The 20972-nt window shown below is 62.8% G+C and carries 17 protein-coding genes (1 of these 17 cut by a window edge); 5 read left to right on the top strand and 12 right to left on the bottom strand.

The genetic code is table 11. The annotated features are described in order from the left end of the window. Positions 1-243: 243 nt before the first annotated feature. The gene (locus BB934_RS00560) at positions 244-894 is read left to right on the top strand and encodes a TetR family transcriptional regulator C-terminal domain-containing protein (RefSeq protein WP_237050126.1); all 651 of its coding nucleotides are present in this window, start codon (positions 244-246) and stop codon (positions 892-894) included. A gap of 74 nt (positions 895-968) precedes the next feature. Here BB934_RS00560 and preA read toward each other — a convergent pair whose 3' ends face one another. The 6 genes from preA to BB934_RS46685 form a co-directional block, all read right to left on the bottom strand. Next, positions 969-2303, bottom strand: a complete 1335-nt coding sequence (gene preA / locus BB934_RS00555; protein WP_099507888.1) for an NAD-dependent dihydropyrimidine dehydrogenase subunit PreA — start codon at positions 2301-2303, stop codon at positions 969-971. Between the two features lie 10 nt (positions 2304-2313). Next, a complete protein-coding gene (locus tag BB934_RS00550; protein WP_099507886.1) occupies positions 2314-3678 on the bottom strand; it encodes an NAD(P)-dependent oxidoreductase in 1365 nt (454 codons plus the stop codon). A 294-nt stretch (positions 3679-3972) separates the two neighbouring features. After that, the gene (locus BB934_RS00545) at positions 3973-4581 is read right to left on the bottom strand and encodes a hypothetical protein (protein WP_099507884.1); all 609 of its coding nucleotides are present in this window, start codon (positions 4579-4581) and stop codon (positions 3973-3975) included. Between the two features lie 769 nt (positions 4582-5350). Next, positions 5351-5977, bottom strand: a complete 627-nt coding sequence (locus BB934_RS00540) for a response regulator transcription factor (protein ID WP_099507882.1) — start codon at positions 5975-5977, stop codon at positions 5351-5353. Then, complete coding sequence (locus tag BB934_RS00535) at positions 5952-7601, bottom strand: IS1182 family transposase (RefSeq protein WP_099507880.1); 1650 nt, start codon at positions 7599-7601, stop codon at positions 5952-5954. Before BB934_RS00535 ends, BB934_RS00540 begins: the two co-directional genes overlap by 26 nt. A gap of 1041 nt (positions 7602-8642) precedes the next feature. Beyond that, positions 8643-8819 (bottom strand): hypothetical protein, encoded by a 177-nt coding sequence (locus BB934_RS46685; protein WP_157933943.1) that lies wholly within the window; start codon positions 8817-8819, stop codon positions 8643-8645. 951 nt (positions 8820-9770) lie between these two features. Here BB934_RS46685 and BB934_RS00520 point away from each other — a divergent pair. The 3 genes from BB934_RS00520 to BB934_RS00510 all read left to right on the top strand — a co-directional run bounded on the left by BB934_RS00520 (position 9771) and on the right by BB934_RS00510 (position 13298). Next, positions 9771-10019 carry a hypothetical protein gene (locus BB934_RS00520; RefSeq protein ID WP_099507877.1) on the top strand — a complete coding sequence of 83 codons (249 nt, stop codon included), beginning with the start codon at positions 9771-9773 and terminating at the stop codon, positions 10017-10019. 121 nt (positions 10020-10140) lie between these two features. Then, positions 10141-11949, top strand: a complete 1809-nt coding sequence (locus BB934_RS00515) for a type I secretion system permease/ATPase (protein WP_237050125.1) — start codon at positions 10141-10143, stop codon at positions 11947-11949. Beyond that, entirely contained in the window at positions 11949-13298 is a 1350-nt protein-coding gene (locus BB934_RS00510; protein ID WP_099507875.1) for an HlyD family type I secretion periplasmic adaptor subunit, read from the top strand. Before BB934_RS00515 ends, BB934_RS00510 begins: the two co-directional genes overlap by 1 nt. Positions 13299-13360: 62 nt before the next feature. Here the strand turns inward: BB934_RS00510 and BB934_RS00505 are convergent, their stop codons facing one another. The 6 genes from BB934_RS00505 to BB934_RS00480 all read right to left on the bottom strand — a co-directional run bounded on the left by BB934_RS00505 (position 13361) and on the right by BB934_RS00480 (position 20485). Beyond that, the gene (locus tag BB934_RS00505; protein ID WP_099507873.1) at positions 13361-14659 is read right to left on the bottom strand and encodes an ABC transporter substrate-binding protein; all 1299 of its coding nucleotides are present in this window, start codon (positions 14657-14659) and stop codon (positions 13361-13363) included. Positions 14660-14740: 81 nt separating this feature from the next. Next, positions 14741-15541 carry a sugar phosphate isomerase/epimerase family protein gene (locus tag BB934_RS00500; RefSeq protein ID WP_099507872.1) on the bottom strand — a complete coding sequence of 267 codons (801 nt, stop codon included), beginning with the start codon at positions 15539-15541 and terminating at the stop codon, positions 14741-14743. Continuing rightward, entirely contained in the window at positions 15538-16521 is a 984-nt protein-coding gene (locus BB934_RS00495) for a hydroxyacid dehydrogenase (RefSeq protein ID WP_162299201.1), read from the bottom strand. Before BB934_RS00495 ends, BB934_RS00500 begins: the two co-directional genes overlap by 4 nt. A gap of 26 nt (positions 16522-16547) precedes the next feature. Then, positions 16548-18413 (bottom strand): DUF2264 domain-containing protein, encoded by a 1866-nt coding sequence (locus tag BB934_RS00490; protein WP_099507867.1) that lies wholly within the window; start codon positions 18411-18413, stop codon positions 16548-16550. After that, the gene (locus tag BB934_RS00485) at positions 18410-19468 is read right to left on the bottom strand and encodes a LacI family DNA-binding transcriptional regulator (protein ID WP_099507865.1); all 1059 of its coding nucleotides are present in this window, start codon (positions 19466-19468) and stop codon (positions 18410-18412) included. Before BB934_RS00485 ends, BB934_RS00490 begins: the two co-directional genes overlap by 4 nt. Positions 19469-19600: 132 nt before the next feature. Further along, on the bottom strand, positions 19601-20485 hold the full coding sequence (locus BB934_RS00480) for a DMT family transporter (RefSeq protein ID WP_099507863.1): 885 nt from the start codon (positions 20483-20485) through the stop codon (positions 19601-19603). A gap of 384 nt (positions 20486-20869) precedes the next feature. Here BB934_RS00480 and BB934_RS00475 point away from each other — a divergent pair, with 384 nt between their 5' ends. Next, positions 20870-20972 carry the 5' portion of an IS1380 family transposase gene (locus BB934_RS00475; protein WP_099507862.1) on the top strand. 1253 nt of this gene lie beyond the right edge of the window, so the window shows 103 of its 1356 coding nt (coding positions 1-103); it begins with the start codon at positions 20870-20872; its stop codon lies beyond the right edge, outside the window.

The following is a 20972-nucleotide window of genomic DNA, read 5'->3' as shown; positions in this document are numbered from 1 at the left end:
AAAGCAAGAACCGTGCCGTTTCAGGGAGGGCGGAATATCAATTGCCGGAACTCTCTCACATGCATAGTTCCTGAGCATCCCGCTGTCGGTTTCAGCACATTGTCGATGGCGCCGACCGACGCATGCATCGGTTTTGCCTCGGTCGATTGTCGGAGCGACGCCCTTGCCGGAACCCGTCGTTGAGACATAAGGTCCCCTGCGGGAGCAACGCGAAAGGGCGATGTGGTGGTTGACGAGCTCGGGGTGGGCGTTCGCGCATCTCCACGAAAGACCAGAACGGGAGAGGCGAACGCGCAGCGCATCCTGGATGCCGCCCTCGATGTTTTCGCAGCCTACGGTTTCCAAGGGGCGCGCATCGACCAGATCGCCGCTGCGGCGGGCTTGTCGAAGCCTAACCTGCTTTACTATTTCCGGACCAAGGAAGATCTCTACACGGCGGTGCTTAGACGCACGTTGGACATGTGGCTCGAACCGCTGCGCGAACTCGATTCTTCGAGCGATCCGAGAGTGGCGTTGGGCGCCTATATCGCCCGCAAGCTCGACTACTCGCGCAGCCACCCGACGGCCTCGCGCCTGTTTGCCATGGAGATGTTGCAGGGCGCCCCGCACCTGGGTGCGGCGCTGGCGGGCAACCTGCATGATATGGTCGAAGCGAAGTCCCGCATCATTGAGAGTTGGATCCGGGAAGGCCGGTTGCGGCCGGTCGATCCCAAGCATCTCATCTTCGCGATCTGGTCCACGACGCAGCATTATGCGGATTTCGGTATCCAGATCCGCTCGCTGACCGGCAAAGGCATCGAGGATGCGGATTTCTACGAAACCACCCGTCTCACGCTGACGAGCATTCTTCTCGACGGCGTGTTGCCGTCGCGAGGAGAGTGCCGTGACGTGTGAGGTGGCCATGCAGGCAATGGTCTCCTTGAATGCTCCAATAAAACGGCACTTGCCATCAGGTGCCGTTGCATCCGTCATTCTGCGGGTTCGATCGGTTCGAGAGGCTTCTTCGCCGTTGATTGAGGATTGTTCGGGTGCTGCGTCCAGTTGAGGTAGGAGCCATCCACCAATCGGCCGGTTCGACGGTCCACCTCGTTCACCAAAGGCTCCATGGTGATGCAGTTCTCGATGGGGCAGACGCTGGCGCATAGATTGCAGCCGACGCATTCCTCGTCGATGACCTCGAAGTGCCGCACCCCATCGATGAGATGCGTGATGGCCTGATGCGAGGTGTCCTCGCAGGCCACATGGCAGCGACCGCATTTGATGCAGAGATTCTGGTCGATCTTCGCCTTCACGGCATAGTTGAGGTTCAGATACTGCCAGTCGGTCACGTTCGGCACTGCAGCCCCGACGAAATCGGAGACGGTCGCGTAACCGCGCTCGTCCATGAAGGTTTCGAGGCCGGTGATCATTTCCTGGACGATCTTGAAACCGTAGACCATCACTGCCGTGCAAACCTGTACGGTGCCGCAACCGAGCGCGATAAACTCCGCCGCATCCCGCCAGGTCTCGATGCCGCCGATGCCTGACATCGGAAGCCCACGCGTCGCAGGCGAGCGTGCGATCTCCGCCACCATGTTGAGCGCGATCGGCTTCACCGCTGGCCCGCACATGCCGCCATGGGTGGCTTTCCCATCCGTGTGCGGATTCGGGACCATCCGATCGAGATCGACACCGACTATGGAGTTGATCGTATTGATGAGGGAAACCGCGTCCGCTCCGCCGCGCTTGGCCGCCTCGGCCGGCTTGCGGATATCGGAGATGTTCGGAGTGAGCTTGACGATGACCGGCATGCTGGAATGCGTCTTGCACCATCGGGTGACCATCTCGACATATTCCGGCACCTGGCCGACAGCTGCGCCCATGCCGCGCTCGGACATTCCGTGCGGGCAGCCGAAATTGAGCTCTATCCCGTCCGCGCCTGTGGCTTCTACCCGCGGGAGGATCTGCTTCCAGGCTTCCTCCTCGCAGGGCACCATGAGGGATACAACGATGGCCCGGTCAGGCCAACGCCGCTTCATCTCGGCGATCTCCTGCAGGTTGATCTCGAGAGACCTGTCCGTGATGAGCTCGATGTTGTTGAACGCGGTGACACGCCGGTCCGGTCCGTGAACGACGCCGTAGCGCGGACCTGAGACGTTGACGATCGGTGGTCCTTCCTCCCCGAGCGTCTTCCAGACGGCGCCACCCCAGCCGGCGCGGAAGGCGCGTTCGATGTTGTAGGCTTTGTCCGTCGGGGGAGCGGAGGCGAGCCAGAAGGGATTCGGCGATTTGATGCCGCAGAAATCGACGCTGAGATCGGCCATGTCCTTCCCCTCACTCCGCCGCCAAGGGCACGAAGCCCTGGAGCATCCGGTTGATCGACAAAGCAGCCTGTTTGCCGTCCTCGACGGCGACCACCGTCAGGTCCCGGCCGCCGGCGGCGCAGTCGCCACCCGCCCAGACGCCGGGAAGAGTGGTGCGGCGTTCGAAATCGACCGCGATGCGGCCGCCCTCGAGCTCGAGGACATCGTGCGAGCCTGCGAGAACCTGCGGAATGAAAACCTGTCCGATCGCCCGGAACAGCTGATCCGCCGGCAGTTCGAAGGTTTCCCCCGTATCGACGAGCCTGCCGTCCTCGACTCTCGTCGCGGCGAAGCTGACGGCCCGGAGAGCGCCGTCCGCGGCACGGACCGCGACAGGGCGCGCCCAATGGCGGATGACGACGCCGTTGATCAGCGCGAGTTCGTGCTCGTAGCGGCTCGCACCCATCTGCTCGCCGCCGCGACGGTAGACGATGGTCACTTCCTCGGCGCCGAGCTTTTTCGCCTGCACTGCCGCGTCGATGGCCGTCATACCGCCGCCGATCACGACGACGCGGCGGCCGATGGGGAGGGTCGAGAGATCCCTCGACTGCCGCAGCGCCTCGATGAACGCAACGGCATCCTCAACGCCATCCAGGTGATCGCCTTCTGCACCGAGAGCATTCACCGCCTGGAGTCCGAGCCCGAGAAACACCGCATCGAAATCCCGGCGAAGATCGGCCAGCGTAAAATCGCGTCCGAGCACCTGCCCGCAGCGCAGCTCGATTCCTCCGACGCTGAGGATCCAGTCCACCTCGGCCTGGGCGAAGTCGTTCGTCGACTTGTAGGAAGCGATCCCGTGCTCGTTGAGGCCTCCCGGCTTCGCCCGCCCGTCGAACACCACGACGTCATACCCGAGCGTCGCCAGCCTGTGAGCGCAGGAGAGCCCGGCAGGCCCCGCGCCGACCACCGCGACGCGCTTCCCGGTGCGCACGCCCTGCCGATAGAGCTGCCGTCCCGAGGCCATGACGGCGTCGGTCGCGTGGCGCTGCAACTCTCCGATGATCACCGGCTTGCCTTCCGCAGCGTTGCGGACGCAGGCCTCCTCGCAGAGGGTCTCCGTGGGACAGACCCGGGCGCACATGCCGCCGAAGATATTCGAGTCCAGGATCGTCTTGCCGGCTCCTTGGGGATTTCCGGTGGCGATCTGTCGAATGAAGAGGGGGATGTCGATGCCCGTCGGGCAGGCATTGACGCAGGGCGCATCGTAGCAGAACAGGCAGCGCTCAGCTGCGACCCGAGCTTCATGCGTGTCCAAGGCCGCATGAAGGTCGGAAAAAGCTTCGTGATACGCGCCGGGTGCAAGCCGTCCGGCGCAAATATCGGATGCTGAAGTCATAGGTCCTCCTGCCCGCTCAAGGCGAGTTTTCAGGCCATCGATCCGTTCACCTCGGCCCGCTTCTCAAGGAGCGGGCTCTTGATTTGACCATCTGATCAAAGCTTTTCTAAACTGTCAAACGGGTCGCTGCAGGCCTGGAGGGTCTGCGACACCTTGGAAGTAAGGGCCATTTCTACGGTCGGTTGCAGGAAGTGGACCGGCCTCATATGGCTTGGCCTAGGGCATCGGACCCAGAGGGCCGTACGATGCGCTCGTTGCCGATCGGAACAGGCAGACCGCACGCTCGCGGTCGTTTCAAATGACGGAGAAGTCGATCTTGAGCGTCGTATCCTGCTCGATCGTTGCGGTCTGTATCGCATCGAGATCGACGCCGAAGGCTCCGTTGGCGTAGGTCAGATCGATGTCGGCGTCCTGGTCCGTGTGGATGGCCTGCTTTATGCCGACCGCAACCTTGATCTTGAACTGCTCTTCCAGGTCATCATCGATATCGATGTCGACATCGGTATGCTGCCTGACATCGAGATCGTTGTTGGCATAGACGAGGCTGCCCCCATTCCAACCGCCCATCATCAGGTCGAGTTCGGTGTCCTGCTCGACATCGACCTCGTTCCGAAGATGAAGATCCACATAGAGAACGCCTTTTACCTCGTAGATGTCGAGGTCGATTTCTGTCTCCTGATCGATCATCATAAATTGGTTGAGGCGGAGGAACATGCGCCCGCTGCTGTCATACTCGAGGTCGATGTCGACATCCTGATCGATATCCGCGTCGTTCTCCATGAAGACGCGGATCTTGCTGTCACCTATCCAGCCATTCAGCAGCACGTCCGCGTCCTGATCGACAAAGGCGGTCTGGACGATGTGAAGATCGTCTCCGTCAGGGACAGCGATCGGAATCGGCATTTGCCCGGACATTCCCGAAGGCATTCCCGCGCCGGGCGGGAGCCCGCTTGCCAATGTCGGGCCGGGTTCCGGACCATCTCGGTCGTTTGCCTCGATGCTAGAATGCTCACGCGGGAAAGAAGCGTCCGGCCTGTCGTCGATTGGTCCACCGACGCCCATTGGACGCGAAACCGTGCCGTTCGACAGGGAGGAGGGCGCGTGCGTGGAGGGCGAGCCCGAAAAGCTTTGATCGCCGCTCTCGTGGGCATCGATCGGGCCAGGGCTTTTCATCGACTCGAGGGGCTCTCTCGCTTTGGCCGAAAGACCGGACCCCGTGGGGTTGTGGGTTGCCGAAGTGTCTGACGGACCTGCAGCATCCATCGCTTGAAGCGCTGAACCGAGACCTGGCATTGCCGGGTCGATGCCGTGGTGGAGCGCTTGCGAGGTCGACGTCTCTGCACCTACGGTCGAACGCACCCGTATCCCGTCACTGTCGGCTATCAATACGACCTCGTCCGGTTCCTCGTCGAGGATCGGAAGCAGGTTACGAAATCCCCTGTCAGGCGACAGCATCGTCATCTACCTTGCAGGATATCCATGCGCGAGACGAGTTTGAGCCGACAGGGTCTCATGCGCCAGTCACCCATTCGGGCGGTATCGCGGTGGCTTCCTTGAGCATTCCGTCCGTTGGACGCGGTGGCAAGAAGGCACTGGCCCGATGCCCGCCTACGGAAATGCGAAGCATAATGCGGACGGGCGATACCTGAAATGACTGCATCAGGCGGAAGGATTATGCTTTGGGCGCCTCGATGAGTTGGCGATGGCGAACGACTGCTTCGGTCCGGTTCGTGGCGTGCAGCTTTCGCATGATGCGCTGAATATGAACCTTGATGGTATTTTCTGAGATATGAAGGGAATGGGCAATCCACTTGTTGGACCATCCCTTCTGAAGGGCGTTCAGGACTTCCAGCTCCCGAGCGGTGAAGATGACGTTTGCGTCGCATGCGCTCCCATCGAGCATGCCGTCGCTCTGATCCATCAGAGCCAGAAGGGGCCCGGGGCCTGTGTCGATCGAGCCGTGCGACTCTAGTGCGCTTATCATTGAATGGCCGATGCCGTCGCCTTCGGTGATCGAGTGCACGTCATTTGCGAGCGTACAGGGATAATAGGTTCCTCCAACCATCACCAGTCGCAGGGCGGCGACTGCGACTTTGAACGAGGTCGTGACGGGAATGATGCCACGCACGCCGATCGCGATCGCTTCGCCGACGGTTTGAGCGTTCGGGCACAGGGAAAGGACGGCGACGGGAACATTAGGGCATAGCTGAACGAGGGTCTTGGTGTCGCTCGCCAGATGGCGGCCGGATATCGGATAGATACTGTCGGCGAATTCAGAGGGCAGGCGCCAACGCAGCAAAGCGGGTCACGCGCGTCTTGGTGCGCGGCCATCCGTCCAACCAGTGTACGACCCGCAAGACGTTCATCGCAGCCGCCGAACACACTTCCTGGAGGCCGGTCTTCAGGAGCCCGATATACCAGCTCCGGCGCATTCCGAATCCCCGCACACCCTGTGAGAGCGTGCCCTCGACGCCAGCCCGGATATGATACCGCTCCTTCCATGTTGGATCGTGCATCCGGGATCGGGCTGCATTCAATGCCTCGTACTCCTGGCGCGTGTGGAAGTAGACGGCGCGGCGGGCTTCCTTCGCGGGCGTGCACAGCGCTCTGACGGCGCAGGCTCCACAATCAGAGCGGCTGAACACGGCATTGATGCGCGGGCTTCCATCCTCTCTGCGCGCGACGCGCCACGTCACGGAGACCTTACCCTGTGGGCAGGTTACTTGTTCGCGCTCCCAGTCGATCACGAAGTTGGGCAGATCATATCCCTGTCCCGTGCGGGCCTGCCAGGACGATACGCCCCGCACCGGCCCCTCGAGCGAGATCCCGTGGTCCCGCCGGCTGCTGACCAACAAGGCCGCATCAATGTAGGCCGAGTCCACGTAATGCTCAGAAGGGAGGAGGCCTTTGGCGGCCAGGCACGCATGGATCTCGGCCGTGCTCGTCATGTCCTGCTCCATGGCCGGGCAGGTCTTGACGTGCGTGATCAGGTGCGCGGCATCGTCATCGCAGGTCTCGGTGACGTGGACCTTGTAGCCGGACCACTCCATCTGACGCTTTGTGCAGTAATGCATCTCGGGATCATAGGGCGACTGCAGCCGTTCGCCGACCGGTGGCAGTTCCGCTCCCGCCCGCCAGCGCGGCCGCCCATCGTCCCGTGCGTAATGCACCCGCCACACGTCGCGCAGCGTCTGCACCATCGGCACCGCTCGAGCCGCAGCCGGTGCGCTCGCATCGTCCAAGGCGTCGAGCAGGAAGAACCCGTCCGTGCCAATCTCCAGCGAGAGAGCTTCACGCTTCTCCCGGCTCTTGGGCAGACGATAGTCCTCAATGCGATGTGCATAGCGCTCGAACCACGCCGGCTGAGCGATCACGCGAATCCAGTCCGGAACAACGGCGGCCAGATCATCGAGAGTGGCGCGCAGCGTCTCAGCGACAAGTTCGAGAAGATGGAGGTCATGCACGGCCCCCAACACATGCGTGCTGTCGGTGCGTTGCTTGCCGCGCGCTTTGATCAGACCGCGGGCCTTGAACCGCTCGAGCATGGTGTCCAACAGCAGATGCTCCGCTTGGCCGGCGACAAGGCGGGCCCGAAATTCGGTGAGCACGCTGAAGTGGAACCCGGGATCAGTCAGCTCGAGCCCCAGGGCGTACTTCCAGTCGATCCGGGCCCGGACAGCGTCAGCGGCTTGTCGATCGCTGAGGTGCTCGAGGAACTGGAAGATCGTGATCAAAGCCAGCCGCCACGGCGCAAGGGCGGGTTGCCCCCGGCTCGGGTAGAACCGTCGGAAGTCCTCATCCTGGTAGAGGATGCTAAATTCATCCCGGAGCCGGGCCACAATGTTGCCCTTAGGGAAAGCTGCCCGGGCAACTCGCACGGTCTCGGCCGGGATCTCACCAATCGGCTCGGGATGAAGGCTCATGGATTCCTCCTCTTGCTGAATAGCCAACAGGGAATTCGCCGACAGTATCTCGGATATGTGCGAACCCTCAGAAGCACGAGCGCGAAGCTGGTCCTGTCGATCTGTTGCACTTCATCGACCGACGATAATCCAATGATGGGTGTCTCAAGAAACGCGCCATGCATCGCCTCAATAAGACATTCTCGAGAGAACGGCTCGTCATCGATGACCGCGAGCACACCTTTGCTGATGCTTTCCTGACCACAGGCCGAAGGCGCGTTCGGAAATTGCATCATGTCCTCCCTAGCGTTTAGGGAATCTCGCTGGATGGTTCTCAGGCGTTTCGTCTTTCAGAGGACACCCGAGATCGGCGTTACGAAATTAATGAGCATCAAACTCAACTGGCCGGAACCGCTTCGTCAGATCGATATCAATAATCGGTCCGTGCCTCAACGCTTAGGTACGCGCGAAATAATCCAATCATTATAGTACAAATTTGTACTCAACATAACTGCCATCATGGGTCATCTAGATAAATGATCGAATGGTCAAGTTTGCCGTTTCATCGTGCATCATGCAACAATGGGTCGTGACTATTGCCCATGGAGGGGCATTACCGAAGTCAGGTCCGGTTTGGCTTTCGCAATCTTTCATGTTTGCTTCACATATTGATTCTCAAGCAGAATTCGCGTCGAATTGGCCCCAACTAGACCAAGAAAGAACGGAGGCACCGGCGGCTCCTTCGCGATAATCGATCGACCTCTTTGTTAGGAAGCTTCCGCCAGCGACGGAGAATCCGGCTCACAGCATCCAAGCGCGGCTGGGTAGCGATTATGGAGTACCACTTACTGACTCGCCTCGAGGCAGTCTTGTCGAGACTTGCCTTCTCCTGCAGTCGCCGCCATCGCCTGAACGGGCGATCTCGAAGAGCTCCCCACCCATTCTGAGGCATGCAAATCGGCAACTTTCGCTTCTGGATTGCATGCGGGAAAGTCTTCTCAACCGCCTGACGACTTTCTGCTGGGCGGCAGCAACAACTGCGGAGGTTCCAGAATGGGAGATCTATAAGAACTTCTCAGCAAATTCGGGTTTGATTTCGACCTCGATGTCGAGCTGAAGAACAGCCTTGATCAATGGCAGGATCAGGACATCGATACCAAAGCCAAGCAAAGTTCCGACATCGATCAGGATAACGACAACATCGGTAAAGTCGACTACAGCCCGACCCAGCTCGCCCACAACGACGCCAGCGCCAACAACAAAGCTTGGACCGACGTCGATACGGACAACGATTCAACCGTAAGCTCCAACACGACGTCGAACGGCGATTCGAGCGCTTCCACCGACAACGACGCCAATGGCGGGATTGCCAATGCCGGCAGCCCGGTCGGCGGAGCTGCGACGGGCGGCGACACGACTGGCGGTGACACGGAGAGTGGTTATTCCACCTCCGGCCCGACGAATGGTGGACCAGCGACGGCGACTGGCGGCTATGGCGGTGATGGCACCGGCGGATCCGGCAGCAGCGGACCGACATATTCCGGCTATGCCGCGACCGGCTCTGGCGAAGGCGGCGACGCATGGACCGGCGACGGCACCGGAGGCTTCGGCTCCGGCGGTCCTGGCTACTCCGGCGACGTCACTACCGGCGACTCGACGGGCAATGGCGGGGGTGGTGGTGGCGGTGGCGGCGGCTCGGGCGGTTCCGGCTCTGGCGGGTCCGGTTCGGGCGGTGGCGCGACGGCAACTGACGGAAGCGCCTACGGCGGCAATGGCAAAGGTGGCTACGGTTCCGGCGGCGATGGCACCGGCGGTGATGGTGGCGATGGCGGCGCCGGCACTGGCGGGGCGACCGGCGATGGCACCTCTGGCGACGGCACTGGCGGCACCGGCACCGGCGGTTCTGGCTGGAGCGGCGATGCCGCAGGCGGCGATGGCACCAGCGGCGCAGCAACTTCCGGCTATGCCCAGGGCGGCGACGGCACCGGCGGCGACGGCACCGGTGGCGATGGCGGCGACGCTACGGCTACCTCCGGTGACACCACGGGCGGCAGCTCCACCTCCGGTGCGGCCACGGGCGGCGAGACCTCGGGTGGCAACACGGTTGGCGGTTATGCCTCCGGCGGCAACGCCGGTGCGAATGGAGGTACGGCCAGCGGTAACGCCGGATCGCAGACCGACAACGACGCCGTGTCCGACATCAGCTCCACAGCCGGCGGCAATGCCATGGCCGGGGTCGAGCAGGGCGGAGGCGGAACGGCCGCCTCAAGCCAGGATATCGGCGACTTCGACTTCGCGCAGGACAACGACTCCGACGCCACGTCCAAACAGGACCAGGACGTCACGGTCGACGTCGACCAGATGATGGATGCCATGCAGGACGCCAGCGTGTCGTTCACCTTCGACTTCGGCGACTTCGACTGGAGCTTCGGCGCCTGACGCTACAAAGGCAGTCTGAGACCGCAGAACCGAAAGCGGCCCCGGATCGGCGCTCACGCAGGCCACTCCGGCAGCGTGAGCGCCGGCCATCCAATCGACCGACGCGCCCGGAGTTCGCCGCATGGCCATGAACTGGATGAAGGCTCGCCACCAGACCGAGGTGGAGCACGCCTTCCGGCTCTGCCGTTATTCGCTCGTTCTCGTCGCGGGCCTGAGCTTCTTCGTCAACCTGCTCGCCCTGACCATGCCGCTCTATCTGCTGCAGGTCTACGACCACGTGCTGTCGAGCCAAAGCCTCGACACCCTCTACATGCTGACCCTCATCGTCGTTTTCGCTCTCGCCCTCCATGCGGTCATCGAGGCCCTGCGGCGCGAGATGCTGGCGCGTGTCGGGGGCTGGCTCGAGGAGCGCCTGCAGGCACCCGTGCTTACTGCGGCCGTACAGGCGGCGCTGCGCGCCGATCCCGCCGGTGCAGCCCAGGCGTGGCGCGACCTCGGCACCCTGCGCCAGTTCTTCGGCGGTTCCGCCTGCACGGCGCTGTTCGACCTGCCATGGACGCCCATCTTTCTCCTCGCCATGGCCCTGGTTCATCCGATGCTCGGCTTCATCGGCATCGTCGCCTCCTGCATCCTGTTCAGCCTCGCCTGGGTCAACGAGACGGTGACACGTACTCCCTACGCACGGGCCGCGGCGGCCTCGTCGGAGAGCCAGCATCGGTTCGAGTCGCTCATGCGCAACGTCGAGGCGATCACCGCCATGGGCATGCTGCCCGGCGTCGCGCGCCTGTTGTCCGATGAGCAGTCCCACGCAAAGACGGCTCAGCTGTCGGCCGGCGCACGAGCCTCGGCGATCCAGGCGCTCGCCCGCTTCATCCGCTTTCTCGCGCAGGTACTCGTGATGGCGGTCGCGTCCTATCTGGTGATCCGGCATGATGTCAGTCCGGCTGCGATCTTTGCGGCTTCGATCCTGCTCGGGCGCTCGCTCGGACCGGTCGAGGGTGCTATCGGCACGTGGAAGGCCGTCACCAACGTGCGGCTCGCCTATGACCGCATCCGGCGTGTGATGCAGGCCGCGCCTCCGCCGGTAAAGGGCATGGAGCTGCCGACGCCGAGCGGCCTTCTCGAGGTCGAGCAGCTCACCTATGTGCCGCCTGGCTCGACCGAGCCCATCGTGCGGCGACTGTCGATGATGGTCTGTGCCGGGAAGGTGCTCGGCGTCGTCGGGCCTTCGGGCGCAGGAAAATCGACGCTCGGCCGCCTGATTGCGGGAACCGTTCCTCCGACGACCGGGCATGTGCGGCTTGACGGAGCCGATATCGGCGTGTGGATGGCCTCCGGCGGCCATCGCTATTTCGGCTACCTGCCGCAGGATGTCGAACTCTTCGCCGGCACCGTCGCCGAGAACATTTCCCGCCTCTCGGAAGCGAAATCCGCGGATGTGATCGCCGCCGCCCGCCTTATCGATCTCCATGAGACCGTTATGAGGCTGCCGCGGGGCTACGACACCAATATCGGCGAGGGCGGAGCGCGCCTCTCCGGCGGTCAGCGCCAGAAGCTCGGGCTCGCGCGCGCCTTCTTCGGCGATCCGCGCCTCATCGTCCTCGATGAGCCCAATGCCAGCCTCGACCCGGAAGGCGAGGAATCTTTGCGCCAAGCGATCACCGAGATGAAGGCACGAGGCGCGACCATCATCGTGATCGCCCAGCGGCTCGGGATCCTGTCCATCGCCGACAGCGTGCTCGTGCTCGATAACGGCATGGTCAATGCCTATGGCGAGCGCCGCGAGATCGCCGAAAGGATCGCCCAGGGAAATACCGCGATCAAGGTCGTGCCGCAGGCCAAGTCCAAGCCGGAGCCGCGCATGCCGAAGGTCAAGGAAGGACCGATGATCGCGGCTCCGAGCGCCCAGGCCGGCAGGGGAGTCGCGTGATGGCCAAGACATCTCCCGTCATCGACCTGTCCGATGTGCTGCCGCCCCCGCCGGCGACACCGTTCCGGAGGATCGTCTGGCTTGCCGGCGCGGCTTTCGGACTTGTGGCCGTGTTCATCGGGGGATTTGGCGCGTGGTCGGTCACGGCACCTTTGGAAAGCGCTGCCATCGCCGCCGGATCGGTCGAGGCTGAGACCAGCCGCAAGACGGTGCAGCACCTCGAAGGCGGCATCGTCGCCAAGATCCTCGTGAAGGACGGCGATGCCGTCACGGTGGGCCAGCCCCTGGTCCGGCTCGACGACACCAGGGCACGGGCCACGGCGCAGGCGCTCCAGGGGCAGCTCCGCGAGGCCCAGGCCCGCGAGGCGCGGCTCCTGGCCGAGCGCGACGGGCGCGACGGTATCCAGTTCCCGCTGCCGCTCAGGCAGATGGTAGAGAAAAGTCCGGCACTGGCCGATGTGCTGGCCGGGCAACAACGCATCTTCATCAGCAGGCGCCAGCTCTACCAATCTCAGCTTGCCGTGCTGGCACAGCGTCAGCAGCAGATTTCGCGACAGATGCTGGGCCTGCGCTTCCAGGTCACGGCAGCCGAGAAGCGGTCGGAGATCATCAAGAGGGAAATGGAATCCATCGCTCCGCTCGTCGCCAAAGGCATCATTGCCCAACCGCGGAAGTTGTCGCTCGAACGAGAGCAGGCCGAGATCGAGGGACGGCGGGGGCAGGCGCAGGAGGAGATGGCCCGGGCGGAGCAGGGCGTCGGAGAGGCCCATGCCCAGATCCTAAAACTGCGCAGCGATCGCGAGACCGAGATCGCCCAGAGCCTGCGTGACGTCCAGGCGCTCGTCTTCCAGCTCGCAGAGCGCTCGGAAGCGGCCGAGGACGTTCTTGCCCGCACCGACGTGCGCGCGCCGGAGGACGGCGTCGTCACCGATCTCCGCATCCGCACGCCTGGCGGCGTCGTGGCGGAGGGCCAGCCGCTCCTGGACCTCGTGCCGAAGCATGACCGCCTCATCGTCACCGCGCAGGTGCGGCCCGACGACATCGACGTGGTTCATCCGGGATTGCCTGCGCAGGTCCGGCTGATGCCCTACAAGCATCGCCGGGTGCCGCCCGTGCAGGGAACGCTGACCTATGTCTCGGCCGACCGGCTGGTCGACAAAGCCACGGAGCGATCCTATTACACGGCGCGCATCCGGCTGGATGAGAACTCGCTGTCCTCTCTCCCGGGAGTCGAAGTGATGGCGGGCATGCCGGTCGAGGTGCTGATCAAGACGGGCAAGTTCACCGCTGCCGGCTACATGCTGCGGCCGGTGATGGACAGCTTCAACCGCGCCTTCCGCGAGGATTAGGCATCAGCTTGTACGGAACCGGCACATGGATTGCGCCGGTTCCGTATTGTCAAAACGATTGACTAGTTCACCTTTCTCAAGACGGCATTGCCGTCCTCGATCATGCGCTTGCCGGCCTCGTCGATCGAGATCTGCCCGAAGGCGACCTGATCGGCGACTTTGCGCATGACGTTGTTGTCGAACTCGACGGCTCCGACGGGCACGGGCGGCGGATAGTCGCTGACCTTGTCCGCAAGGAGGTTGACGTAGTCGACGGTCGCACGCTCGACCTCGTTCAGGTTGGGCAGGATGGCTTCGCGGACCTTGGGCGACATCGGCACGCCGCGCTCGACGCCGAGAATCTTGCCTGCCTCCACGTCGTTGACGAAGAAGCTGATGAAGGCTGCCGCCTTGTCTGCATTCTTGGTCGTCGAGCCGATGCTCCAGATGAGCGCCGGACGATAATAGTGACCGGATTTCGTGCCGGGGCCGGATGAAGGCACCATCGTGATCCCGAGCTTGTTCTTGGTGAGAAGCTGGTAGCCGATGAGCTGGTTCGAATAGGTGAGACCCATGGCCGATTTGCCGAGGGCGAGCGAATTCCTCTCGATCTGGTTCTGGTCCAACGTTTGCACGTCGGCCGGCACGCAGCCATTGCGCTTGCGCAGATCTTCCCAGTAGCTGAACCACTCCTTTGCATCGTCCGCGGTGAAACCGAGCTTCGCATCCTCCGTGTACAGGCGCTTGCCGCGCTGGCGCAGCCAGACGTCGAAGACATAGTGATACCGGGCCCCGTAGGGGGCACCCCAGTAATCGGGACGTCCTACCGCCTTCGTGAGATCGACCGCCATGTCGGCGAACTGCTTCCAGGTGGTTTCATGGGTCGGCGGCTTGATGCCGGCCTTCTCGAAGACCGTCTGGTCGTAGAAGAGGGAGAACGAGTTCAGGCCCAGCGCAACGCCCCAGATCTTGCCGCCAGCCCGGCAAAGATCGACCATCTTGTCGCCGAAGGTGGAGATGTCGAGCTGCTTGCCGACGAATTCGTCCATGGCCTTCGCGGCACCGCGCCCGGCATAGTCGGCGAGGCTGCTCGGCTCCAGCTGGAACACGTCGGCAATATTACGTCCGGCCATCTGCGTGCCGATTTTCGCCCAGTAATCGGCGCCGACCGGCTCGCCGGCTATCTCAATGCCGGAGCGCTCGGTGAACAGCTTCCCCACGTCGGTGGTGCGTCTTGCTCGGTCTGGAGATCCCCACCAGGTCGCGCGCAGCCGGGCAGCTTCTCCTTGGGCCCAACTCATGCTCGGGCTGCCGACGGCCGCAGCGCCGCCGAGAGCCAGGGCAGATTTCAATAAGGTACGACGATCAACATAGGTTTTCATAACTTCCTCCCTTGGGCTTCCCAGATTTACCTGCGGCGAGGGTGTGAGAAGCATCCCCCTCGGCGGGCGTTGTTATAGAAGTCAGGTCGTTCCAGCCGGTCGGTCCTGTGCCTCTTCCAACAATTGACGAAACGTGGCGGCATCATCCCTGAACTGATCGGGACTGTCGCCCTTGACGAACTCGATCATGGCGAAGCGTTCGCCTCGCCACCGTGTTTCCGGCATCGCCTTCAGAACCGTGTTCCAGTAATTCCTCCGGTCGGCCAGCGGGTACCGATTCTTCTCGCGATCCCAGGCGAAAACATGGACATGCGACGTTTCCGGACCGACCGCGCGGATCTCCTCGAGCGCGGTTTCGAGATGTAGCCCGGGCCACGGCTGCCAGTAGAGAAAGACGTTGGGATCGTCGATCTCAGCCATGAGCCGCTGCGCCGAACCGAGATCATCGGTCAGGGAGCCGGGATGATATTCGAGGGAGAGGGTAACGGAGGCATCGTCGGCCATCCTGGCCATATGCCGGATTGCCTGGGCGACCTGACGCCGCTCGGCGGAGGAGTAAGTCGCCGAGTCCCGATTGCGAGTCCCTGGCCAGATACGGATGTTGGGAGCGCCCAGGGCCTGAGCGGTTTCCAAAACGGTTGCGAAGGCACGCTCGTCGTCACTCGGTGGGGCGATATAGGATCCATAGGAAACGACGGAGAGGCCGGCCTCCTCGGTCAGGCTCCGAACGTGGCGCGCAACGTCGATTTGCCCCGCAGGGACATGTACGTCACCCGCCCATTCGATGCCTACGATCCCGCATTCCGCAGCAAGCGCAACGATGTCTTCCGGGCTCAGCTGTCGGAAGGTGACGGTGCACAGGCCGGGCCGGAAGACCGTCATGCCATTGTCTCCAGCGCAGAGGGCGTGATCGCAGACAGTAATGGCCTGCCGCCGACATAGCGCTCGATCTCCTCGACGATGAATTCGCCAAGTCTCTCGCGCTCGTTGCCGATGGCTCCGGCGATATGAGGCGTGAGGAAAACGTTCGGCAGATCGTAGAGAGCGGAAGCGGGGCCGGGAACCTCCGGATGCGTGACGTCAATGATCGCGTCGATGCGGCCGGTCCGCAGCTCGTCGATCAGATCGTCCTGATCGACGATAATCCCCCTCGCCGTGTTGATGAGCGTCGCCCCATCCCGCATGAGAGCAAGCCGCCGGCGATCGATCATCCCCTGCGTCGATGGCAGGGCAGGAGCATGAATGGAGATCACATCGGAGAGACGCATCAGCTCGTCCAGAGAAACGCTCTCCACGCCAAGAGCCGCAGCCTCCTGCTCGCCGATATAGGGATCGTGCAGAAGCACCTTGAAGTCGAAAGGCTCCAACAATTCGATCACCCGACGCCCGATCCTCGAGGCTCCGACGATCCCGATCGTCCGCCTGTAGTTCCCGACGGGGTGACCGGTGAGGGGAAATGTCCTCTGGCGGCTTCGGTCGGCACGGTAGAGGTCACGGAAGCGGAAAACCTGCTTGTTGGCGAAGATGATGGCGGCGAGCGTGAACTCGGCAACCGGCACCGCATTCGCCTCCGCCGCGTGAGTGACCGCGACGCCGGCATCGAGAACGTCCGGAGAGAGGAAACCCTTCACGGTGCCCGCGGCATGGGCGATCAGCTTCAGCTGTGGCGCCAGAGACAGGACTTCACGGTTGATGGGAGGACACCCCCAGCCGGTGAGCAGGATGTCGGTCTGCCGGAGCACGTCCCTGGCGCGTTCATCATGGAATGACTGAAGCGGTTGGGGATTCAGGATTGTGAAGGATGTCGCAAGCCGATCCAGCAAGTGCGGCGTGAGAACTCCGTCCGTTCGGGCCGGATCCATGGCTAAGGCGACGCGGTATGTGCGGGTCACGGGCCCATCCTCCAGGAGAGAGCACCCACGCGCTGGCTGCCACGCGCGAAGACATCTTCGATCTCGGCAAGGCGCGGGAAGGCAGGGGGCGTATTCCAGATCCTGGCTGCTTCGGCAGGGGCGGGAAGGGCGATCGCCGCCGTCATCAGGATTGTCTCACCGCTGCCGATCTCGGCGCGAAGCTGAGGCACGAATGTCTTGGGATAGAGCAGGTTGGTGTTGGGCGGCGCTTTCTGGGCGATGCCCTGGCGTTTCACCGATGATCCGCCATCGAGAATGGCACTGAAATCGCTCGCTCCGATTATCAAGGCAGCGCCTTCGCGCTCCTCGATCCGTTCCAGCTTCCTATAGGCATCGGCCCGCGGGATCGCGAAGCCGCCTTCGGCCGTATGCAGGGGACGCGGCGTCCTGATGCGATGAATACGGATGTGCCATGGGCTCGCCGGCGTGAGCCATGTCTCGACCTCCACATCGTTCCAGGGGCGCCAGCGCGCATAGAGGATGTTGCCGGCGATCCGCGCGTCCTCGTTCGTCTCGCGCACCCGGAAATGCCGGTTATCATCGCTGAAGGCGAGCATGCCATCCAAAGCGGCGCCTTCGTAGATGCGCTCGTCGCTCTCCACGCTGAAGGCGTAGCGGGAGGAATAGACGAACTTGGCATATTTCTCGCTGCCGAATCGCATCTGGAGATTTTCCTGACCCGACGAGAGCGCGACGACATTCCCGGGCGTGTGCATCATCACCATGCCCGGCTGCGGCTGGGGGCTCGGCTCGGGGAAGTCGGGGCTCGGCGCTTCTTCAGTCGTCCAGAACGGATGCGATGCGTCGAGCGCCAGCGGCAGAAAGGCCTTGAAGGCCCAATAGGGCGACCCCGGAGAGTTGTAGTTTTCCGACATGAGCAGGTTGGCGTAGCCGAACCCGATGCTGAGCACGCCGTCGCGTTCGGTGATGGGATGGCGAGCCCACCAGCGCAGGTGGCGGAGATAGTACCCCTTCACCTCGCCCCAGGGCAAAGCCTCCTCGTCGGCGAAGGCAAGGGCCGCCCAGAAGCCGGCGCAGGCAAAGCGGTAGGTCATGCTGCGGCCGAAGACCAGAGTCCCGCCGTCGTTCGCAAACCAGTGCCGGATATTCGGTGCGAACAGGCGTGCCCATTCCCGGAACCGCTGCTTCCGATCACCATCGCTCTGCGCCAGGGCTGCGTAGATCAGCCCATAGAAATGCATGGCGAAGGGAATGTAGTGATCGACACGCGGGACATTGCCGTCGCGATACCAGCCGTCGCCGAGGTAGAACGCCTCCAACTCCCGGAGATACGTTTCCGTGAGGCTCCGGTCGAAGTCGACGCCGATCCGCTCGAGACCGAGATCGATCATCACGCGGAAGAATTTCCAGTTGTTGTCGGCGAACTGATGTGGGCGGGCCTCCAGCAGATAACTGGCGACGTTCCTTCGCGCCCGTTCGTCGAGCGGGTCCCAGAGGTGCTGGGGCACGAGGCGAAGGGCAAAGCCGATCGCGGCCAGTTCGACCATTCTCTGATCCCGGTCGGTAACCTTGCCCCAATATTCCGGGTGCTCGGGATCCGTTCCGTTCGCGAGTCCTTTCGCGTAGAGCGGCCAATGGGGGAAGTCTCCGCCGCCCGCGGCATAGGGGGCCAGGCCCCAGAGCGGGCGGGCAAATCCCTCCAGATCTGCCGCCGCAAAATCGAAATGCGCCGCGGTCGCGCCAAGGCTGACGCGGGCTCCGCCCTCCGAGAAGGCGGGCAGGAGCGGATTGAAAAGGTCCAGCAATGCCTTTTCCACGTCCTCTCTGGTCTTGAGGGGATTGCCGGCAAGCGGATTGGAGTGTCGAAGAGCATAGGTCATGCGGAAGGCTCAGCGTCGTTGGGCTTCCTGGTCGCTTGCACCGTTGCGCCTTCCACGAGCCGCACGGCCAGCTCGACCTTCCGTGGCTCGGCGCCGGGATCGGCCCTGCGCCGCTGCATGAGGTGATAAGCCTCCTGTCCGATCGCCTCCCGATCGACCCGCATGGTCGTCAGTCGCGGCATCGTCATTGCGGCGCATGGCAGGTCGTCGAATCCCATCAGCGCGAAATCCTGCGGGATCGACAGACGGCGATTGGCCAGCGCCTCCATGACACCGACCGCCATCATGTCGTTCATGCAGAAGGCGGCCGTAAAGCCCTGGTTCTCGGCCAGGATCGCCTCCATCGCCTCGCATGCCGCTTCGTTGGACCGGGATGTGGAAGGCAGTCTAACGATGCGGGTCGTCACACCATGGCTTGCCGTTGCCGCCTCGAACCCGCGCACGCGCTCCCGGATCGTGTGGCGATGGGACATGGTGAAGTGAAGGATGCGTCGATGGCCTGCATCGATGAGATATTGAGTCGCAAGCTGCGCGCCGTAAAAATTGGCGGGCGACACGCAGTCGAAGCGCAGGCCGGGATCGTTGCCATTGACCCAGACCGTCGGGATCTTCGCCTCCGTCAGCCACAGGCAGAGATCTTCCGGCGGATCGATGCCGACCAGGAACACGTCCGTTGCATCGGTTTCCAGCAGGGTCTGTTCCACATCCGCAGCGGTCAGCGACGCGGAGCGGACGAGCCGCGGCATCAGCGTTCCGCCGAGGCGTGAAGCCGCGCCCCGCAATCCGTTCAGGATTCCTTCGTAGAAAACCCCGAGCCCCTCCGTTGCCTGATCGACGGGAATGAGAGCGATGGAGCGCTGCGCCTGGGGCTGAGCCGCGGGCACCGGGCGCACATTGTATCCGAGCTCGGAGGCGATGCGGATAACCTGGTCCCGGACGCTCGTGCTGATCCCCGGCTCATTGGCAAGAACGCGCGATACGGTGCTCACCGAAACTCCGGCGAACCGGGCGATATCCGTTTGGCGCGGTCGGCGGCTGAGACTCGCTCTGGTCATATCCTCCCGACCTTTTCATTTGCGTAATTTTTTGCGCGAGCCGGCATTTATTGCAATACTTTGGCTTACGCAAAAATTTGCATGATCGCAGATGCTGGCGGAATGCTCGATCTCCATCGGCAGACGGTCTTGCTAGCGCCGCCCTCGCCAGCCGCCGCCCCGGGTTCCGAGAAGAACCGCTGCGACGATCGCAAGGCTGCCGCTGATCAGGGAGAGCGTTGGGACAATGCCGAAATAGAGATAATCGGCGATGGAGGAGAAAATGATCACGACATAGCTGAGGGGCGCCAGAATGCTCGCCTCCGCGAGCTGATGCGACCGCAGGAAACAGAATTGGCCGACCTGGGCGAGGAGGCCGATGATCAGGAAGCTCGGAATGTCGCTCGGCGTCGGTGACGCCCACACCAGGGATGCCGGAACGGCTGTCAGAACCGCAAGACCGAGCGTGTAGAAGACCATCAGGACAACGGCGTGCTCGCCGGTGAGCCGGCGGATCTGGATGACGCTCAACGAACCGAACACGACCGTGCCCAAGGCTGCCAGGAGACCCCAGTCCCAACTCATGGAGCTCGGGCTGACCATGAAGATCACGCTCGCGAAGCAGATGCCGGAGGAGATCCAGTGCCGGGGCAGAATGCGCTCGCCCAGCAGCATGGCGGCCAGCCCGAGAATTACGAAGGGTCGTGTGAACCCGATCACGGTGACGAGGGTGAGGGGCAGGGCGGCGATGGCGGCGTAGTTGCAGCTCAAGGACAGCGTGCTGCAGAGCACGCGGCCGAGATGGCCTCTCATCTGCCGGCTGTTGAACACCTCGGACCGATATCGCCAGATGAGCGGCGCAACCAAAAGCAGGCCGACAATAGCGCGGAAGAATACGAGCTGTACGGGAGGGATCGTCGCGCCGGCCTGCTTGATGACGCCCATCGATGTGACGACGAGCACCATGTCCGCCAGGGCGTAGATCGCCCCCTGCCGATTGGCGACATGCCGGCCTTTGAGATCGTCCTGGGGCCTCATGGCATGGAACGACCCCGCCCGCTCCTATGGGCATGCGCATGAGGTCTGTCGGATGCCGGCAACATCAGCTCTTCGATGGCAAGGAAGGCGGGAAGGGGCCTCAGGATGGGAAAACCATTCGCCCCGCAGTGCCAAGCATGACTTTGGCGGCCGAGAAGTCAACCGTTTGCCGTTAGAGTATCGGACCTGAAAGTGGAATCCACTTTTAGGGTCAATCCGATGCTCCACTCTATACTCTATGAAGGGCGCTTCGCGCGGATCTAGCCGTTCTTATGCATCGGAAGAGTGATGAGGGCTGGCGGATGTAGCTTAAGCACTTGAAGCAGCGTAGGATTTGGTTGCTGAAGCCGATCCTGCTCTCCGTTCGAGGCTGCCACACCCGCCATGCCGGACGATACAACCGCAACGTTCCCGTTTCCAGCCGTGGGCCGCAAGAAGATCACCGCCGCTTTCGATGGCGGGCGCTTGTCGTCCGACGGCGGTGTCA

It is taken from the genome of Microvirga ossetica (assembly GCF_002741015.1).
Classification (GTDB): Bacteria; Pseudomonadota; Alphaproteobacteria; order Rhizobiales; family Beijerinckiaceae; genus Microvirga; species Microvirga ossetica.
Note: the sequence above shows the minus strand (reverse complement) of the source record. Positions and strands in the feature narration are given on the sequence as shown.

Coding starts and splice junctions, on each gene's coding strand:
- preA (WP_099507888.1), bottom strand. CDS start 2,303: ATGGCCGATCTCAGCGTCGATTTCTGCGGCATCAAATCGCCGAATCCC.
- BB934_RS00550 (WP_099507886.1), bottom strand. CDS start 3,678: ATGACTTCAGCATCCGATATTTGCGCCGGACGGCTTGCACCCGGCGCG.
- BB934_RS00545 (WP_099507884.1), bottom strand. CDS start 4,581: ATGCCGATTCCGATCGCTGTCCCTGACGGAGACGATCTTCACATCGTC.
- BB934_RS00535 (WP_099507880.1), bottom strand. CDS start 7,601: ATGAGCCTTCATCCCGAGCCGATTGGTGAGATCCCGGCCGAGACCGTG.
- BB934_RS00515 (WP_237050125.1), top strand. CDS start 10,141: ATGGCCATGAACTGGATGAAGGCTCGCCACCAGACCGAGGTGGAGCAC.
- BB934_RS00510 (WP_099507875.1), top strand. CDS start 11,949: ATGGCCAAGACATCTCCCGTCATCGACCTGTCCGATGTGCTGCCGCCC.
- BB934_RS00505 (WP_099507873.1), bottom strand. CDS start 14,659: ATGAAAACCTATGTTGATCGTCGTACCTTATTGAAATCTGCCCTGGCT.
- BB934_RS00500 (WP_099507872.1), bottom strand. CDS start 15,541: ATGACGGTCTTCCGGCCCGGCCTGTGCACCGTCACCTTCCGACAGCTG.
- BB934_RS00495 (WP_162299201.1), bottom strand. CDS start 16,521: ATGGATCCGGCCCGAACGGACGGAGTTCTCACGCCGCACTTGCTGGAT.
- BB934_RS00490 (WP_099507867.1), bottom strand. CDS start 18,413: ATGACCTATGCTCTTCGACACTCCAATCCGCTTGCCGGCAATCCCCTC.
- BB934_RS00485 (WP_099507865.1), bottom strand. CDS start 19,468: ATGACCAGAGCGAGTCTCAGCCGCCGACCGCGCCAAACGGATATCGCC.
- BB934_RS00480 (WP_099507863.1), bottom strand. CDS start 20,485: ATGAGGCCCCAGGACGATCTCAAAGGCCGGCATGTCGCCAATCGGCAG.